We start from the raw sequence: 16349 nt of genomic DNA, 5'->3' as shown, positions 1-16349 counted from the left end.
TCCGAGGGCGGCCCCGGCCTCGAACCGTCCTGCCGGCCTCTTTCCCGCGGCCGAGCGGCACCGACGAGGGCCCCGGCCCCGTCACTGCTCCGGCGTGCCATGGTGCGCGGCGCCCCGCCGCGGGCAGCGGCTCGGGGATGGGGCCCTTCACGCCGTTCAGGCAGTGGGAGGGCGGTGCCAGGACCCGCGAGCCCAGCGCGATCCGAACGAGAGGCCCTGGCGCAGACGGATTCTGCGGAACTCCAGGGTCTCGTACGGGCCGTGCTCGCCGGTCTCGTAGAGGACGCCGATCAAGTCGCGGGGAAGCTGGACGAGGTCGGAGTAGGCGGCCGGGCGGGGGGTGAGGGTGCCGAGCGCGGTGAAGGTGCGGCCGGCGTCCGTGCTGGACCAGAGGGCCAGGGCGCGGCGGGCGGTCGGCACGGAGGGTGCGGAGAACAGCAGGGGCGCGCCGGGGCCGTGGGGCTGCAGGACGCTGCCCTGGACGACGGGGACGGCGTTCAGGGCGGGCTGGACGGCATAGGGGCGGTCCAGGGTGCGGCCGCCGTCGCTGGAGTAGGTGTCGAGGCGGTTGCCGGGGGCGGTGCCGTTCTGGTCGCGGGAGCCGAAGTAGACACGGCCGTCGGGGAGCTGGGCGGCGCTGGTCTCGTTGGCGTTGGTCACCCCGTCGTATCCGGCGTCCACGAAACCGAGGTGCCAGTTGCGGCCGCCGTCGTCGCTGTAGAGGGCGTGGCCGCCGTAGTACCTGGCCTCCCGGCCGGTGTCGGGGGATCCCGCGGGCGGGGCGGCGGAGTGGTTGGCGGGGATCAGCAGGCGGCCGGAGTGCGGGCCCCGGGTGAGCGCGACCGCGTGGCCGGGGCCGGTGGCGTACCAGCGCCAGCCCGGCCGGGTCACCTCGGCCGTGATGTCCTGGGGGGCCGTGAAGCGCCGGCCGTCGTCCCAGCTGCGCTGCACGAACACCCGGCGGCCCCGCCCCGGTGCTGCCTCGCCGCGCATGATCTGCGCCTCGGTCACGGCTCCGTCGTTGCCGCAGGTCACCAGGACGACGGCGCCGGTGCGGGGGTCGATGACGGGCGCCGGGTTGCCACGGGTGTTTCCCCGTCCGGCGTACACCACGGTCAGCGGCCCCCAGGTGCAGCCGTCGTCGGTGGAGCGGCGCAGGACGACGTCGATGTGGCCGGTGTCCGCGGCGCCGCCGCGCCGGCCCTCGGCGAAGGCCAGGACGGTGCCGTGCCGGGTCCGCACCACGGCCGGGATGCGGTAGACGGCGTAGCCGCCCTGTCCGGAGACGTACGGCAGGGAGGAGCCGCAGCCGCCCGGTGCGGCGCCGGGTGCGGCGTGCGCGGGCTGTCGCGCCGGGAGCGAGGTGAGCGAGGTGAGGAGCGCCAGGCTGGTGACCAGGGAGCGGCTGCGCGGATTCACGCCCTGATGCTCCCCACAATCCCCGGGGCGGCCTTACTCCGTCCGGGGGAAACCGCGGACGTCCCGGCGCCGGGCGTCCCGGATCGCGGGCGCTACTGCGGGGGTGTCCCGTGTGCGGCGCCGCTTCCGCGGGGGTGTCAGGACGGGGTCCGGGCCGCGGCCAGCAGCCGGGTCACGTCGTCGGCGCAGATGGTGAGGGCCGCGCCGACGGTGGCGAGGGCGTCGCGTTCGGCGGGGGTGTAGGGGCCGTCGGCGAGGGCGATGCGGGCGGCCTGCAGGAGCAGGGACTCGCGGCCGGCCGGGGCCAGGTGCGGGGCGAGGGGGTCCAGTGCCTCGTGCAGCTCTATGGTCAGCCCGGCCCCGCAGGGCTGCTCCGTGTACCGGCCGGTGTCGGCGGCGAGGGCCTCGACCAGGGCGGCCAGCTGGTCCTCGGTGCAGTCGGCGAAGCCGGCCGCGCGGACCGCGCCGGCGGCCGTCTCCAGGGCCGTACGGGATCCGGTGCCGCCGGCGGCGAGCACCGCGAGGGCGACGGTGTGCACGGCGTCGCGGAGCATCGCGGAGAACCGGCGGGTGGTGGGGTGGTCCAGGACCTCGGTGCCGAAGTGGTGCCGGCAGGCCGCGCACTCGACGACCGGTCCCGTCGTGCCGCGCGGCAGGACGGGCACGCCGAGCAGGGTGAGCCTGCGGCGGCCGGTGAGCCGCTGGTAGTTGCGGTCGCCGCCGCAGCCGGGGCAGAAGAACTCGCCGTCCCCGACGGATGTCCAGGCGGTGCGGATGCCCAGGATGCGCACAGCCCTGGTGGCACGGCCGTCTCGTCCCCGTACTGGCAGCACGTCGCACCTCCGTAACCGCGCGGCAACATCGCCGCGCTGGCGTGATGTTAGCCACATCAGTGAGGCGGAGTCAGTACCCCGTAAGAGACCTTTCCGTGACCTGAGGGGCGCGATGGCCGACAATCGACGCCGCCCCGGCCGCCGTGTCGGGCGGCCGGGGCGGCGAAAGTCCCGGTGGGACGGGGTCAGCGGCTCGCGCGGTTGACGGCGGAGACGACCGCCTTCAGCGACGCACGCGTCGTGTTCGCGTCGATGCCGATTCCCCACAGAACCTTGCCGTCGATCGCGCATTCGATGTAGGAGGCGGCCTGCGCGGAGGCGCCCTCGCTCATCGTGTGCTCCTGGTAGTCCAGCAGGCGTACGTCCAGGCCGATGGACTGCAGGGCGTCGAAGAAGGCCGAGATCGGACCGTTGCCGGAACCGGTCAGGACGGTGTCCTCGCCGTCGACGGTGGCCTCGACGGTCAGGGTGTCGACGCCGTCGGTGTCGGTCGTGGACTGGCCGGTCCTGACCTGGACGCGGCCCCAGGGGTTGTCCGGGTTCGGCAGGTACTCGTCCTGGAAGACCGCCCAGATCTCCTTCGGCGTGATCTCGCCGCCCTCGGCGTCCGTCTTCGCCTGGATGAGCCTCGAGAACTCGATCTGCATCCGGCGCGGCAGGTCCAGCTTGTGGTCGTTCTTCAGGACGTAGGAGATGCCGCCCTTGCCGGACTGCGAGTTGACGCGGATGACGGCCTCGTAGGAGCGGCCGACGTCCTTCGGGTCGATCGGCAGGTACGGCACCGCCCACTCGATGTCATCGACGGTGACGCCCCTGGCGGCCGCGTCGGCCTCCATGGCGTCGAAGCCCTTCTTGATGGCGTCCTGGTGGGAGCCGGAGAAGGACGTGTAGACCAGGTCGCCCACGTACGGGTGGCGCGGGTGGACCTCCATCTGGTTGCAGTACTCCCACGTGCGACGGATCTCGTCGATGTCGGAGAAGTCGATCTGCGGGTCGACGCCCTGGGAGAAGAGGTTCATGCCCAGGGTGACCAGGTCGACGTTGCCGGTGCGCTCGCCCTGCCCGAACAGGCAGCCCTCGATGCGGTCGGCGCCGGCCATCAGCGCCAGCTCGGCGGCGGCCACGGCCGTGCCGCGGTCGTTGTGCGGGTGGACGGACAGGCAGACGTGCTCCCGGCGGGAGAGGTTGCGGTGCATCCACTCGAAGCGGTCCGCGTGCGTGGACGGCGTGGAACGCTCCACGGTGGCGGGCAGGTTGAGGATGATCTCGCGGCCCGGGCCGGGCTGCCAGACGTCCATGACCGCCTCGCAGACCTCCAGGGCGAAGTCCAGCTCGGTGTCGGTGAAGATCTCCGGCGAGTACTGGTAGCCGAACTCGGTCTCGGGACCCAGCAGCTTCTCGGCGTACTCGGTCACCAGGCGGGTGCCGTCGACGGCGATCTGCTTGATGTCGTCCTTGGAGCCGCGGAAGACCACCCGGCGGAAGACCGGGGCCGTCGCGTTGTACAGGTGCACGGTGGCCCGCTTGGCGCCCTTCAGGGACTCCACCGTCCGCTCGATCAGGTCCTCGCGGGCCTGGGTCAGTACGGAGATGGTGACGTCGTCCGGGATCGCGCCCTCTTCCTCGATGATCGAGCGCACGAAGTCGAAGTCCGTCTGGCCGGAGGCGGGGAAGCCGACCTCGATCTCCTTGTAGCCCATCTTGACCAGCTGGTCGAACATCCGGCGCTTGCGCTCGGGCGACATGGGGTCGATCAGGGCCTGGTTGCCGTCACGCAGGTCGGTGGAGAGCCAGCGGGGAGCGGCGGTGACCCGCTTGCCGGGCCAGGTGCGGTCCGGGATGTCGACCTGCTCGTAGCGGCCGTACTTGTGGATCGGCATGGGGCTGGGCTGCTGGCGGTTGGCCATGATGCGTAAGGCTCCTCAGGGTGTCCGGAAGGACGGCCGACGACGCAACGCCAAGCTCCGCGGGGAGGGAGTCGGCCTCGACTACAGGCCCTCGCCGCGGCAGCTAAGAAGAAGCAGCCAGGAACGCATGATGTTCCGCAGCCTAGCCGAGCCGGTCCGGGTGCGCGGGCCTGTCCCAGTATGCGGGACCACCCGGCAAATCAGGACAAAAAGTGCGCTGTACCACACCGCCCTAGCACATCGTCACGGAGCGTCGCGATCCGTGTCCGGGTATTTCACCAATCATGGTGGCAGGTAGTGACACTTGCATCACACAGTGCGATGGTGCCGGACATGACCACCAACGGGGGCTTCGAGCCCGTCTTCTGCACGATCGTGCCGCCGCACGTCCTCGACCGGCTCGCCCGCCACGAGGACTCCGCGCTCTCCGGTCCGGCCCGCCGGTCCCTGGAGCACGACGCCTACCAGCGCACCAAGCGCCGCCTGACCACGGTGATCGGCGCGCCCTCCGTCGCCCCGCCCACGGGCGCCGCCGCCGACCAGCCGCACCGCACCATCTACGACGCCGGGCACACCCAGGACCTGCCCGGCACCAAGGTCCGCGAGGAGGGCTCCGAGCCCGGCTCCGACGCCACCGTCAACCGCGCCTACGCGGGCCTCGGCGCCACCTTCGACCTGTACCTGAAGGCGTACGGCCGGCACTCCATCGACGACAACGGGCTGCCGCTGGACGCCACGGTGCACTTCGGCGAGGGCTACGACAACGCCTTCTGGAACGGCGAGCAGATGGTGTTCGGCGACGGCGACAACGAGATCTTCCTCGACTTCACCCTCCCGGTCGACGTCATCGGCCACGAGCTGACCCACGGCGTCACCCAGCACACCGCGAACCTGACCTACTTCGGTCAGCCCGGCGCGCTCAACGAGTCGCTCTCCGACGTCTTCGGCTCGCTGATCAAGCAGTACACGCTGGGCCAGACCGCCGCCGAGGCCGACTGGCTGATCGGCGCCGGACTCCTCGCCCCGCGCGTCACCGGCACCGCCCTGCGCTCGATGAAGGCCCCGGGCACGGCGTACGACGACGACGTCCTCGGCAAGGACCCGCAGCCGGCGACGATGGAGGACTACGTCCGCACCGGCCGCGACAACGGCGGCGTGCACATCAACTCCGGCATCCCCAACCACGCCTTCTACCTCGCCGCCACGGCCCTCGGCGGCTACGCCTGGGAGAAGGCCGGCCAGATCTGGTACGACGTGCTGACCGGCGGCGACCTGAAGGAGAAGGCCCTGTTCACCGACTTCGCCACGCTGACGGTGAAGGCGGCCCGGGAGCGGTACGGCGCCGGGGACGAACTCCTGGGCGTGCAGAAGGCGTGGGAACAGGTAGGGGTGCGGACGCTGTAGTTCCGTACTACACAGAGACCCATGCGTATTCGAGTGCGGCGCACGGGCGGTTTCGCGGGCATCGAGCGCCGGGCCGAGGTGGACACCTCGGGCCGGCCCGACGCCCACGAGTGGCAGACCCTGGCCGAACGCGTCGTCGCGTCCGGCCGGGGCACGCCTCCGGCGGGGGTCCCGGACGGCTTCAGCTACGAGATCACGGTGGACGGCCGCACGGTGTACGCGGCGGACCCCCGACTGACCCAGGATCAGCGGGACCTGGTGTCACGGGTACTGAAAGAGGGGGCGTGACGGAGGGCACCCCGCCCCTTTCAGCGGGCCGCCTCCCACTCCTCGCGCAAGAGCCCGAAGAGCACCTCGTCGTACCACTCCCCGCCCACCCGTACGGCCGCCCGGCGGCGCCCCTCCTCGACGAAGCCGAGACGGCGGAACGCCCGCTGGGCACGCTCGTTCCCGCTCCACGTCTCCAGCTCGACCCGGTGCAGGCGGCAGGCCCCGAACAGGTGGTCCAGCAGCAGCGACAGCGCCTCACCGCCGTGGCCGGCGCCCCACAGGTCCCGCTCGCCGATGGTGATCCCGACCGTGGCCCGCCCGGCGAACGGGTCCAGGCCGCGGTAGTCGGCCATGCCGACGGGCCGGCCGCTCTCCCGCTCCTCGACGGTGAACGTGGCGCCGTCGCGCGGGTCCTCGCGCAGCCGGCCCTCGTGGAACCGCTCCATGGCTTCGCGGGTCACCGGGCCGAAGCCGGGATGGCCGCCGGTCGCCCAGTGGGCCACCTCCGGGTCGTTGCGCCAGCGCAGCTGGGTGTCCAGGTCCTCGGCGCGCAGGGCGCGCAGTCGCACGAGTTTGCCTTCGATCATCCCGTGATCATAGGAACCCCGCGCGGCCGAAGCTCCCCTCATGGGCAACCACCGGTTCACGCACAGGCGTTGACGTGGGTTACCCGGGGTACGGATGATCCGGCCATGGCGACTGACGCAGGCACCGAGATCCCCCGGTTCCCGGCCGGCTTCCTGTGGGGCGTGTCGACCTCGGCCCATCAGATCGAGGGGGCGGCGGCACAGCGGGAACCGTCCGTGTGGGACGTGTTCACGGCCGAGCCCGGGCGGGTGAAGGACGGCTCGACGGCGGCGGTGGCCTGCGACCACTACCACCGCTATCCCGAGGACGTGGCGCTCCTCGCCGGCCTCGGCGTGGACGCGTACCGCTTCTCGGTCTCCTGGCCGCGGGTGAACTCCCCCGGCGGACTGGACTTCTACGACCGCCTCGTGGACGAGCTGTGCGCGGCGGGCGTACGCCCCGTCCCCACCCTCTTCCACTGGGACCTGCCCGCCTCGCTGGACTGGCTGGAACGGGACACGGCGGCCCGGTTCGCCGACTACGTGACGGTCGTCGCCGAACGGCTCGGCGACCGGGTCGGCAAGTGGATCACGCTGAACGAGCCCGCGGAACACACGCTGCTGGGGCACGCGATCGGCGCCCACGCCCCCGGCGGGCGGCTGCTCTTCGACGCCCTCCCGGTCGCCCACCACCAGCTCCTCGCCCACGGCCTCGCCGTGCGGGCCCTGCGCGCGGCCGGCGCCACGGACGTCGGCATCGCCAACTCCCACGGCCCCACCTGGCCCGCCTCCGGGGAACCGGCCGACGTGGAGGCGGCGGGCTTCTACGACGTCCTGCTCAACCGGCTGTTCGCCGAGCCGGTCATTCTCGGCGCCTACCCGGACGGCATGGGCGAGCTGATGCCCGGGGACGCCCAGGAGGACCTGAAGATCATCGCCGAGCCGGTCGACTGGTACGGCGTGAACTACTACGCGCCGTCCCTGGTGGGGGCGCCCGGCGGCGGTGACGGCGAGTACGGCGGGCTCGCGCTCCCCGCCGAACTCCCCTTCTCGGTCCGGGAGATCGAGGGCCGCCCGGTGACCGACTTCGGCTGGCCGGTGGTACCGGAGGGGCTGACCGAACTGCTCACCGGCTTCCGCGACCGCTACGGCGACCGGCTCCCGCCCGTCGTCATCACCGAGAACGGCTGCTCCTACGACGGCGTCGACGACCAGGAGCGCATCGCCTACCTGGACGCCCACGTCCGCGCCCTGCACAGGGCGGTGGAGGCCGGGGTCGACGTACGCGGCTACTTCGTGTGGTCCCTGATGGACAACTTCGAGTGGGCGGAGGGCTACGCCCGCCGGTTCGGCCTGGTGCACGTGGACTACGCGACGCTGGAACGCACCCCCAAGTCCTCCTACCACTGGTTCCGGGAACTGCTGCGCGCGCAGCGGTGACCACCGCCGCCCGCGCGGGGGCCGGGGCGGCGCGGAGGGCGGATCCGCGGGGCCGGCCCCCGCGTCACAGCGCTCCGGCGTCCCGGGCGGCCCAGACGGTGGGGTGGAGGGGCCGGTATCCGAGGTCCCGGCGGATCTTCTCGGTGGACATGATGCCCAGCCACGGGTCCGGATCGGTCCGGGCGTCCATGCCGGCGGGCACCTCGGCGCCGTTGAGCTGGTGCAGCTCGACCGCCGTGACCGGGGCGTCGTCGGCGATGTTGTGGACCGGGCCGCGCACCGCCGGTGCGTGCAGCAGGCGCAGCAGCCCCTGGGCGACGTCGGCGTGGTGGCCCATGTGCAGCCGCTGGGTGGGCGCCCAGTGCGCGGCCCAGCGCAGGGACTGGGCGAGGTGCGGGTCGCCCTCGCCGTAGACGAAGGGCAGCCGGGCCACCCGCACGTCGAGACCGTCCAGCCCGAGCAGTTCCCGCTCGGCCGCCGCCTTGGACTCGGGGTAGGCGCCCCACATCGCGCCGCCGGGCCGGGTCTCGTCGTCCTCGGTCAGCGGGCGGCCCCGCCCGACGCCGTACACCAGACCCGTGCTGACCTGCACGAAACGCCGTACCCCCGAGGCCAGCGCGGCCCGGCCCAGTGCCACGGCCGCATCCCGGTTGACCGCCCACACCTCGTCGTCCGGCACCCCGCGGAAGGACGCCGCGATGTTCACGACCGCGTCCACCCCGGCCACCGCCTTGCCGAGCGCCTCCTCGTCCCGCAGGTCGCCGACCACGATCCGGGCGCCGAGCTCCGCGAAGGGCGCCCCGCGCTCCGCGTCGCGCACCAGGACCCGCACCTCCTCCCCCGGCCGCCGCCGCGCCAGCAGCCTCGGCACGAATCGCCGTCCGACCTGCCCCGTCGTGCCCGTCACCAGTGTCACCATCGTTCGCTCCTCCCGTCGGGTGCCACCACTGTCGGACGCAGCGGCGCCGGCCGGGAGAGACCTTCCGATCAGGGGATCGGCAGTCCCTGGATAAGCCCGGTGGTCTGCCCCACCCTGAAGGGGTGAACCGAGCCGAACTCGCCGACTTCCTGCGCCGTGGCCGGGCCCGTCTGGGACCGGCCGACGTGGGCCTCGCCCCCGGCACCCGCCGTCGCACGCCCGGACTGCGCCGGGAGGAGGTGGCGTCGCTGGCCGGGATGTCCGTGGACTACTACACGCGCCTGGAGCAGTGCCGCGGCCCGCGCCCCTCCCGCCAGATGCTGGTGGCGCTGGCCCGCGCGCTGCGGCTGACCGACGACGAAGGGGACCATCTGTTCCACCTGGTGGGCGAGGAGCCGCCGCGCCGGGAGACCGCGTCGGCCCATGTCCGCCCCGGGCTGCTGCTGGTGCTGGACCGGCTGTACGACTCACCGGCGCAGGTGGTCACGGACTGCGGCACGGTGCTGGCGCAGAACGCGCCGGCCAAGGCGCTGGTGGGCGACGCGCTCGCCCGTCCGCCGCGCGAGCGGAATCTGACCCGGCGGTTCTTCCTGGACCCCACGGCCCGCGCGCTCTTCCCGGCGGAGGATCTTCCGGCCCATGCCCGGGACCATGTCGCGAACCTCCGCGCGGTGGCGGCGGCCCACCCCGAGGACCCGGAACCGGCCGCCCTGGTGGCCGAACTCCGCTCGGCCAGCGAGGAGTTCGCCCGGCTCTGGGACGAGCACGAGGTGTCCCGGCGCCGCCCGGCGAAGAAGCGCTTCCTGCACCCGGTGGTGGGCCTGCTGGAACTGGACTGCGAGGTGCTGCTGAGCCACGAGCGCCGCCAGCACCTCATCATCCACACGGCCCGCCCGGGCACGGAGTCCCACGAGCGGCTCCAGCTGCTGAGGGTGGTGGGGCTCCAGGACATGACCCCCCGGAACCCGGCCGGCCGGACCTGACGCGCGCGGCGACCGAAAGGCTAGAAGCCCAGCTTGCGGAGCTGCTTCGGGTCGCGCTGCCAGTCCTTGGCCACCTTCACGTGCAGGTCCAGGAAGACCGGCGTACCGAGCAGCGCCTCGATCTGGCGGCGGGACTTGATCCCGACCTCCTTGAGGCGCTTGCCCTTGGGGCCGATGATGATGCCCTTCTGGCTGGGCCGCTCGATGTAGACGTTGGCGTGGATGTCCAGCAGCGGCTTGTCCGCCGGACGGTCCTCGCGCGGCAGCATCTCCTCCACGACCACGGCGATGGAGTGCGGCAGCTCGTCGCGGACACCCTCCAGCGCGGCCTCGCGGATGAGTTCCGCGATCATGACCTGCTCGGGCTCGTCCGTGAGGTCGCCCTCGGGGTAGAGGGCCGGGCCCTCGGGCAGCATCGGGATCAGCAGGTCCGCCAGCAGGTCGACCTGCTTGTTCGCCGTCGCCGACACCGGGACGATCTGCGCCCACTCGATGCCCAGCTCCTTGCCGAGCTGGTCGATCGCGATCAGCTGCTCGGCGAGGGTCTTGGAGTCGACCAGGTCGGTCTTGGTGACGATGGCGACCTTCGGGGACTTCTTGATCCCGGCCAGCTCCTTGGCGATGAAGCGGTCGCCGGGGCCGATCCTCTCGTTCGCCGGCAGGCAGAAGCCGATCACGTCGACCTCGGCCCACGTCGTGCGCACGACGTCGTTGAGCCGCTCGCCGAGCAGCGTGCGCGGCTTGTGCAGTCCCGGCGTGTCCACCAGGATCAGCTGGGCGTCCGGCCGGTGCACGATCCCGCGCACGGTGTGCCGGGTCGTCTGCGGCTGGTTGGCGGTGATCGCCACCTTCTGCCCGACCAGAGCGTTCGTGAGGGTGGACTTGCCCGCGTTGGGGCGGCCCACGAAGCAGGCGAAGCCGGCGCGGTGGACGGTCTCGGCCGGCTGCTCGGATGACGGGGTGCGAACGCTCATGGCGTTCATTGTCCCTGATCCACGAGGCTGAGCCGTACCGCCCCGGCACACGGCCCCTCCGTGTGAGCTTCCGGAAACCCGCACGCGACGAAACGTCACGGAAACACACCCGTACGCGACCGGAAACGCATGCCGGTGACGCTCTGACGCAGCCCCCACACCGTTGGAGACGCCCGTGACCCTCGCCGCAGCCCACGTCGACACCGGCGACACCGCCTGGCTGCTCGCCGCGACCGCTCTCGTCCTGCTGATGACACCGGGCCTGGCCCTGTTCTACGGCGGCATGGTCCGCACCAAGAGCGTCCTCAACATGCTGATGATGAGCTTCGTGTCGATCGCCCTGGTGACGGTGGTGTGGCTGGCGGCCGGTTACTCCCTCGCGTTCGGCGACGACATCGGCGGCGGCCTGATCGGCGGGCTCGGACACGCCGGTATGCGCGGCCTCGGCCCGGACAGCGTCCACGGCACGGTGCCCACCCTCCTCTTCGCCACCTTCCAGCTGACCTTCGCGGTCATCACGGCCGCGCTGATCAGCGGCGCGGTCGCCGACCGGACGAAATTCTCGGCGTGGCTGGTCCTGGTCCCCGTCTGGACGCTCCTCGTATACGTTCCGGTGACGCACTGGGTGTGGGGCCCGGGCGGCTGGATCCTCGACCGGCTCGGCGCGCTCGACTTCGCCGGCGGTCTGCCGGTCGAGATCACCTCCGGCGCCTCCGGTCTCGCCCTGTGCCTGGTCCTCGGCCCGCGGCTGGGCTTCAAGAAGGACGCCATGCGCCCGCACAACCTGCCCATGGTGGTCCTCGGCGCCGGTCTGCTCTGGTTCGGCTGGTTCGGCTTCAACGCGGGCTCCGCGCTGAGTGCGAACGGCCTGGCCGCCGCCGCGTTCCTCAACACCCTCGCCGCCGGCTGCACCGGCCTGCTCGGCTGGCTCTTCGTCGAGCAGCGGCGCGACGGCCACCCGACCACCCTCGGCGCCGCCTCCGGCGCGGTGGCCGGCCTGGTGGCGATCACCCCGTCCTGCGGCACGGTCTCCCTGCTCGGCGCCCTCGTCGTGGGCCTCGCCGCCGGCGTCGTCTGCTCGTACGCCGTGAGCTGGAAGTTCCGGCTGAACTACGACGACTCGCTGGACGTCGTCGGCGTCCACCTGGTCGGCGGGATCATCGGCACCGTGCTGATCGGCCTGTTCGCCGAGAAGGCGATGACCGGCGGCACGGAGGGTCTGTTCTACGGCGGCGGACTCGCCCCGCTCGGCAGGCAGCTGCTCGCCGTGGTGGTCGTGGCCGGGTACGCGTTCACGGTGACGTACGGCCTGGGCAAGCTGATCGACAAGGTGCTGGGCCTGCGGGCGGACGAGGAGCAGGAACGCACCGGTCTGGACCTTACGGTGCACGCCGAGACGGCATACGATCACGGCGTCCTGGGCCACGGCGCCCCGGTCTCCCACTCCGTCCTCACCGGCACCAGCGCGCAGAAGGTCGACACCCAGGCATGAAGCTCATCACCGCGATCGTCAAGCCGTACCGTCTGGACGAGGTCAAGACCGCCCTGCAGGAGCTGGGAGTGCAGGGTCTGACCGTGACGGAGGCAAGCGGCTACGGCCGGCAGCGCGGCCACACCGAGGTGTACCGCGGGGCCGAGTACCGGGTCGACCTGGTGCCGAAGGCCCGCATCGAGGTCGTGGTGGAGGACGCGGTGGCGGACGATGTGATCGACGCGATCGTCAGGGCCGCGCAGACGGGGAAGATCGGGGACGGGAAGGTGTGGTCCGTTCCCGTCGAGACGGTCGTACGGGTGCGGACCGGCGAGCGCGGACCCGACGCGCTCTGACCAGCAGCGCCCCGGTGAGCGCACCGGCGGTGAACACCAGCGCCACCAGCAGCCAGGGCAGCGCCAGGAAGGAGGCGCCGGCCGTCTGGCGGGTGCCCGGCGCGCTCGCGGTGAGCGTCACGTCACCCCGGTCGAACTGGGGCGCCCCGCGCCAGGTCTCGGTGAGCCGTACCCGCTGCCCCGGCAGCAGCTCGGCGGGCACGCGGGTGAGGTCCCGGTCGAGCAGCGTACGGCCGAACAGCCCGCGTGCCTTCAGGTTCACCTCGGGGCTGAGGGTGACGTTCCCGGTGTTGCGCAGGGTGTAGGAGACGGTCGCCGTGCTGTCGCCGAGGCCCGGGACCAGTGGCTGGTGATGGCTGATCCGCACCTGCTCGACGGAGAGCGCGGGCAGGGCGGGGCCGCCGACCCGCAGATAGACGCGGGCGCCGACGGCCCGTTGCACCCCGAGGGCGAGCTTGCCGCTGCCGGGGTCCACCCGCTCGTCGAGGGCGACGACGGCCCCCGGGTGGTCGCCGGGCTCGGCGCCGTCGGGGACGTGCAGGCTGAAGGGCACGGTGACGGTCCTGTGGGCCGGGACGGTGACCCGGGATCTGGCGGGCTTCGCCCAGGCGCCCACGCCGTGCATGCGTTCCCGGACGGTCCGCACGGCGAAACCGCCGTCCCGGGCGGTGTTGTAGGCGTCGGCCGCGTACAGCCGGAAGGTGAGCGGCCGGCCGGTCTTGTTCTGCACGGCGACCTGGTCGGTGAGGGTCTGGCCGGGCTCGGCGGAGAAGGTGAAGTAGGGCCGCGCGGCGATCTTCGAGGCGACCGGGTAGACGGACCAGCTGCCGTTGTCGGCGGCGTGGGCGGTGCCGCCCGCGGGCAGGCCGAGGAGGCAGAGCAGGATCAGGAGGAGGACATACGGCTTGCGCATGGGTGCGGACCTCCCATGGGCCGGGTCGGTGGCGGTCGGGCGGGTGCGGCCCCGGTCGTAGGGCGGGGCGCCCGGCCACCGGTGTCGGTGTGCGGTCGGTCAGGTGAGGGTGAGGGTCAGGACACCGGAGTAGGAACCCGGGGGCGTGAACGCGGGTACGTCCAGGGAGAGTCCGGCGTCGACGGTGAACTCACCGCCGGTGAGCGTGCCGTTCGCGGTGGACGCGAGGGTCGCTCCCGAGGTGCCCACGGTGCCGGCCGAACCGGCCTTGCAGGTGCTGGGGCTGCCCGCCTTGGCCGCGCAGGCCGGTGACCAGCTCAGCTTCCCGGCGTCGATCCTGGCGCCGGGACCGGTGAAGTCGGTGACCTTGCCGGTCAGGGACCAGCCGGCGGGGCCGCCGCGGAAGTCCTTGACGGTCACGGTGTTGAGGCCCCCGGTGGAGGCCCCGCCCTGGCCGAAGTCGACCGCCGACAGGGCGACGGAGTCCCCGGCCTGGGACATGGACAGGGTGCCCGCCTTGACGGTGGTGGTCAGTTTCTGGCTGCCGTCGGGGACGGGTGTGTTGTCGTTGACGACGTAGGCCGCGGGTCCGGCGCCCTTGTCCGCGTTCCAGGAGGCGCCTTCGTAGGCCACGATCCCGGTCGTCGTCCTGTCGTTGACGACGAGGGAGCCGCTGAAGGAGCCCTGGGCGTTCGCGGTCACGGTCGCGGTGTCCGCGGTCTGGGTGGTCCCGGACCGTCCGGCCAGGGTGACGCTCGCGCCCGGGGTGAAGTTGGTGCCGCTGACAGTGACGCCGGCACCGGCGTCACCGGAGGCGGAACCGAGCGAGATGGCCCGGGTGTTGGCCGGGGTGCCGTCGGTCGCGGTGATGGTCTCCGAGGCCGGGGCGGGCGGGGTGATGACCGTGCACGGGGTGTCCAGCTCCAGGATGTAGCTGGTGTGGATGTTGTAGTCGCCGGGCGAGAGGGTGATCTGCCCGGGCTTGGTGACGGTGAACGTGCCGGTCATGGAGAAGGACGGGAAGGGTGCCTTCCCCGGCACCGGGGTGTTCTTCTTCGGCCCGGCGACCGTGACGGACCCGGTCTGGGCGCCGCCGAGCGCGACCTTGCCGGTCGGGGTCATGATGTCGGCCGGCAGGGCCAGGTCGGTGGGGTTGCCCGCGGCGGGGGTGACCACCGTGTAGGTCACGGTGACCGTGTCGCCCACCTTGGGCTTGATGTTGTCCACCGACACGCTCGCGGTGGTGGTGCCGTCGATCGGCGGCAGGCCGGAGACGGCGGGCGGGATGCAGTGCGTGGCGAAGTCCACGTTCGTGCCGGCGGCGCCGGCCGGACAGGCCAGCGCGCCGCCCGCGGTGACCGCGAGGGCGGTCGACCCGAGCAGTGACGCCCAGCGCCACCGCCGGGTTCTTGGGGTGGTCGGACCCATGGGCCCCCTCCTGAGGGTTGCTGGCGCAGCGGCTCATCTGCGCCGACAGGGGGCATTGATGTGGAGCGGGGGTGAGAAGTCAATGGAGATGCCGCAGAAATCTGACGGATCATCAGTTTCTGCGGCATCTGTGGGAGTTACGGCACGATCCGGAACAGATCGCTCAGCCGGACGGGCCGGATCGGCCGCCGGGCCGACCGGATCGGCTCCGGACCGGCCGGTGGCTCAGTCGAAGACGAACGGGCCGGGCGACTGCTTGGCCGTGGCCTTGCAGGTCACGGTGACACCGAAGATCACCATCTTCAGCGACCCGCCGTACGCCTCCAGGCTGTCGCCAAAGGCCACGGTGCCGGGCAGCGGGCCGACGCTGACCGCCGAGCCACTGGGCATGGCCGGGTTCTTCGTCCCGCTGAAGACGGTGGTGCCGCCGCTCGCCTTGACCAGGGTGAGCGTGGAGGTGATCGAGTCCGGGGCCACCGCGACGGGCGCCTTGATCGCGGAGGAGGTGAGGGTGATGGTGGCCGCGTTGCCGCTCTGGGTGGCGGTGAGTGTGGCCGCGCCACCGCCGAAGATGCCGCAGCTCGCGTTGATGGTCGCCGTCTGGGGGGTGACGGCGGCCGCGGTGGGCGCGAAGGCGAGTCCGGTGACCGCGAGGGCCCCGGCGGCCAGTGCCGCACCCGTTGCCGTGCGCTTGCCTCTCATGGAGATCCGCTTCCCTTTCCGTGTGGGGGGAGTGCCATGTGGGGACACCGACGGACGGGGAGGCCGACGCAGGTGGGTGCGGGCGCGCTGCGCGGCGGTGCGGATCTGACGGCCCGTCGGACGGTACGGGGTCCATTGACGCGGACCGACCAGCCCCCAACAAGGTTGAATTCCAGCCGACCTTTTGTTCGGTGACGAGCGAACGAACCACCCCGGGGCACTTCGGCCCGCGCCCGACCCCGCCTCGACCGACAGAACCACCCCAGCGGACCGAGCCTCCACCCCGGCCGCACACGCCCAGCCGGCCGAGCACCCACCCCGGTCGGTGCCCTTTCGGCGGACTGAGACGGGTGGGCGCGCGGGCGGGACGGGGGTCGAGGGGGCGGAGCCCCCTGGTACGTCAGCCGGCGGAAACGGTCTCCCGCACCACACCGTCGGCACCGGCGAGCAGCACCGGCGTCCCCGCACCCCCGAGATCGGCAACGGCAGCCAGATCCTCGGCCGGCACCCCCTCCGCGTCACTCACCACGGCCGCCGCCTCCAGAGACCGCGCCCCCGAGGCCACGGCCATGGCAACGGCCGTACGCAACGCGCTGAGCCTCAGCGAGGCGAGCTCCACCGACCCGGCGACATACGTACGTCCGGTCTCGTCCCGTACGGCCGCCCCTTCGGGCACACCGTTGCGGGCCCGCGCGGAACGGGCCAGGGTGACGATCTTGCGGTCCTCGGGGTCAAGCGCGCTGCTCTCCGTCATGCCCCGAGCA

16 protein-coding genes are annotated in these 16349 nt (G+C 72.4%); 6 read left to right on the top strand and 10 right to left on the bottom strand.

The window, feature by feature from the left end; genetic code table 11:
* Positions 1–156: 156 nt before the first annotated feature.
* The 3 genes from FHS34_RS02640 to leuA all read right to left on the bottom strand — a co-directional run bounded on the left by FHS34_RS02640 (position 157) and on the right by leuA (position 4159).
* Positions 157–1419 (bottom strand): sialidase family protein, encoded by a 1263-nt coding sequence (locus tag FHS34_RS02640; protein WP_184960101.1) that lies wholly within the window; start codon positions 1417–1419, stop codon positions 157–159.
* 137 nt (positions 1420–1556) lie between these two features.
* The gene (locus tag FHS34_RS02635) at positions 1557–2252 is read right to left on the bottom strand and encodes a TerB family tellurite resistance protein (protein WP_184960099.1); all 696 of its coding nucleotides are present in this window, start codon (positions 2250–2252) and stop codon (positions 1557–1559) included.
* Positions 2253–2437: 185 nt separating this feature from the next.
* A complete protein-coding gene (gene leuA, locus FHS34_RS02630; RefSeq protein ID WP_184960097.1) occupies positions 2438–4159 on the bottom strand; it encodes a 2-isopropylmalate synthase in 1722 nt (573 codons plus the stop codon).
* A gap of 333 nt (positions 4160–4492) precedes the next feature.
* On the opposite strand from leuA, the gene FHS34_RS02625 reads away from it, so the two are divergent.
* Both FHS34_RS02625 and FHS34_RS02620 read left to right on the top strand, forming a co-directional pair.
* Positions 4493–5563, top strand: a complete 1071-nt coding sequence (locus FHS34_RS02625) for a M4 family metallopeptidase (RefSeq protein ID WP_184960095.1) — start codon at positions 4493–4495, stop codon at positions 5561–5563.
* 21 nt (positions 5564–5584) lie between these two features.
* Positions 5585–5851 carry a protealysin inhibitor emfourin gene (locus FHS34_RS02620; protein ID WP_184960093.1) on the top strand — a complete coding sequence of 89 codons (267 nt, stop codon included), beginning with the start codon at positions 5585–5587 and terminating at the stop codon, positions 5849–5851.
* A 20-nt stretch (positions 5852–5871) separates the two neighbouring features.
* Here the strand turns inward: FHS34_RS02620 and FHS34_RS02615 are convergent, their stop codons facing one another.
* The gene (locus tag FHS34_RS02615) at positions 5872–6420 is read right to left on the bottom strand and encodes a GNAT family N-acetyltransferase (RefSeq protein WP_184960091.1); all 549 of its coding nucleotides are present in this window, start codon (positions 6418–6420) and stop codon (positions 5872–5874) included.
* 105 nt (positions 6421–6525) lie between these two features.
* On the opposite strand from FHS34_RS02615, the gene FHS34_RS02610 reads away from it, so the two are divergent.
* Positions 6526–7839 carry a GH1 family beta-glucosidase gene (locus FHS34_RS02610; protein ID WP_184960089.1) on the top strand — a complete coding sequence of 438 codons (1314 nt, stop codon included), beginning with the start codon at positions 6526–6528 and terminating at the stop codon, positions 7837–7839.
* Between the two features lie 64 nt (positions 7840–7903).
* Here FHS34_RS02610 and FHS34_RS02605 read toward each other — a convergent pair whose 3' ends face one another.
* Positions 7904–8758 carry an NAD-dependent epimerase/dehydratase family protein gene (locus tag FHS34_RS02605; protein WP_184960087.1) on the bottom strand — a complete coding sequence of 285 codons (855 nt, stop codon included), beginning with the start codon at positions 8756–8758 and terminating at the stop codon, positions 7904–7906.
* Positions 8759–8880: 122 nt separating this feature from the next.
* Between FHS34_RS02605 and FHS34_RS02600 the strand changes: the two genes are divergently transcribed.
* On the top strand, positions 8881–9741 hold the full coding sequence (locus FHS34_RS02600) for a helix-turn-helix transcriptional regulator (RefSeq protein WP_184960085.1): 861 nt from the start codon (positions 8881–8883) through the stop codon (positions 9739–9741).
* Between the two features lie 20 nt (positions 9742–9761).
* On the opposite strand, the gene era is transcribed toward FHS34_RS02600, so the two are convergent.
* Complete coding sequence (gene era, locus FHS34_RS02595; RefSeq protein ID WP_184960083.1) at positions 9762–10715, bottom strand: GTPase Era; 954 nt, start codon at positions 10713–10715, stop codon at positions 9762–9764.
* Between the two features lie 175 nt (positions 10716–10890).
* On the opposite strand from era, the gene FHS34_RS02590 reads away from it, so the two are divergent.
* Entirely contained in the window at positions 10891–12207 is a 1317-nt protein-coding gene (locus FHS34_RS02590; protein WP_184960081.1) for an ammonium transporter, read from the top strand.
* Positions 12204–12542, top strand: coding sequence for a P-II family nitrogen regulator (locus FHS34_RS02585; protein WP_184960079.1), 339 nt, complete (start codon positions 12204–12206; stop codon positions 12540–12542). The genes FHS34_RS02590 and FHS34_RS02585 overlap by 4 nt, the downstream gene beginning before the upstream one ends.
* Here the strand turns inward: FHS34_RS02585 and FHS34_RS02580 are convergent.
* The 4 genes from FHS34_RS02580 to FHS34_RS02565 form a co-directional block, all read right to left on the bottom strand.
* A complete protein-coding gene (locus tag FHS34_RS02580) occupies positions 12436–13455 on the bottom strand; it encodes a WxL protein peptidoglycan domain-containing protein (RefSeq protein ID WP_184960077.1) in 1020 nt (339 codons plus the stop codon). The two genes, FHS34_RS02585 and FHS34_RS02580, sit on opposite strands and share 107 nt — an antisense overlap.
* 99 nt (positions 13456–13554) lie before the next feature.
* The gene (locus FHS34_RS02575) at positions 13555–14883 is read right to left on the bottom strand and encodes a WxL domain-containing protein (protein WP_184960075.1); all 1329 of its coding nucleotides are present in this window, start codon (positions 14881–14883) and stop codon (positions 13555–13557) included.
* A 225-nt stretch (positions 14884–15108) separates the two neighbouring features.
* The gene (locus tag FHS34_RS02570) at positions 15109–15585 is read right to left on the bottom strand and encodes a hypothetical protein (RefSeq protein WP_184960073.1); all 477 of its coding nucleotides are present in this window, start codon (positions 15583–15585) and stop codon (positions 15109–15111) included.
* Between the two features lie 400 nt (positions 15586–15985).
* Positions 15986–16339 (bottom strand): cytidine deaminase, encoded by a 354-nt coding sequence (locus FHS34_RS02565; protein ID WP_184960071.1) that lies wholly within the window; start codon positions 16337–16339, stop codon positions 15986–15988.
* Positions 16340–16349 lie beyond the last annotated feature (10 nt).

Origin of the sequence: Streptomyces echinatus (assembly GCF_014203595.1) — a bacterium.
Taxonomy (GTDB): domain Bacteria; phylum Actinomycetota; class Actinomycetes; order Streptomycetales; family Streptomycetaceae; genus Streptomyces; species Streptomyces echinatus.
This window is presented reverse-complemented; position numbering and strand designations above follow the sequence as displayed.

Coding starts and splice junctions, on each gene's coding strand:
- FHS34_RS02615 (WP_184960091.1), bottom strand. CDS start 6,420: ATGATCGAAGGCAAACTCGTGCGACTGCGCGCCCTGCGCGCCGAGGAC.
- FHS34_RS02570 (WP_184960073.1), bottom strand. CDS start 15,585: ATGAGAGGCAAGCGCACGGCAACGGGTGCGGCACTGGCCGCCGGGGCC.
- FHS34_RS02585 (WP_184960079.1), top strand. CDS start 12,204: ATGAAGCTCATCACCGCGATCGTCAAGCCGTACCGTCTGGACGAGGTC.
- FHS34_RS02580 (WP_184960077.1), bottom strand. CDS start 13,455: ATGCGCAAGCCGTATGTCCTCCTCCTGATCCTGCTCTGCCTCCTCGGC.
- leuA (WP_184960097.1), bottom strand. CDS start 4,159: ATGGCCAACCGCCAGCAGCCCAGCCCCATGCCGATCCACAAGTACGGC.
- FHS34_RS02605 (WP_184960087.1), bottom strand. CDS start 8,758: ATGGTGACACTGGTGACGGGCACGACGGGGCAGGTCGGACGGCGATTC.
- FHS34_RS02610 (WP_184960089.1), top strand. CDS start 6,526: ATGGCGACTGACGCAGGCACCGAGATCCCCCGGTTCCCGGCCGGCTTC.
- FHS34_RS02565 (WP_184960071.1), bottom strand. CDS start 16,339: ATGACGGAGAGCAGCGCGCTTGACCCCGAGGACCGCAAGATCGTCACC.
- FHS34_RS02620 (WP_184960093.1), top strand. CDS start 5,585: ATGCGTATTCGAGTGCGGCGCACGGGCGGTTTCGCGGGCATCGAGCGC.
- era (WP_184960083.1), bottom strand. CDS start 10,715: ATGAGCGTTCGCACCCCGTCATCCGAGCAGCCGGCCGAGACCGTCCAC.
- FHS34_RS02625 (WP_184960095.1), top strand. CDS start 4,493: ATGACCACCAACGGGGGCTTCGAGCCCGTCTTCTGCACGATCGTGCCG.
- FHS34_RS02575 (WP_184960075.1), bottom strand. CDS start 14,883: ATGGGTCCGACCACCCCAAGAACCCGGCGGTGGCGCTGGGCGTCACTG.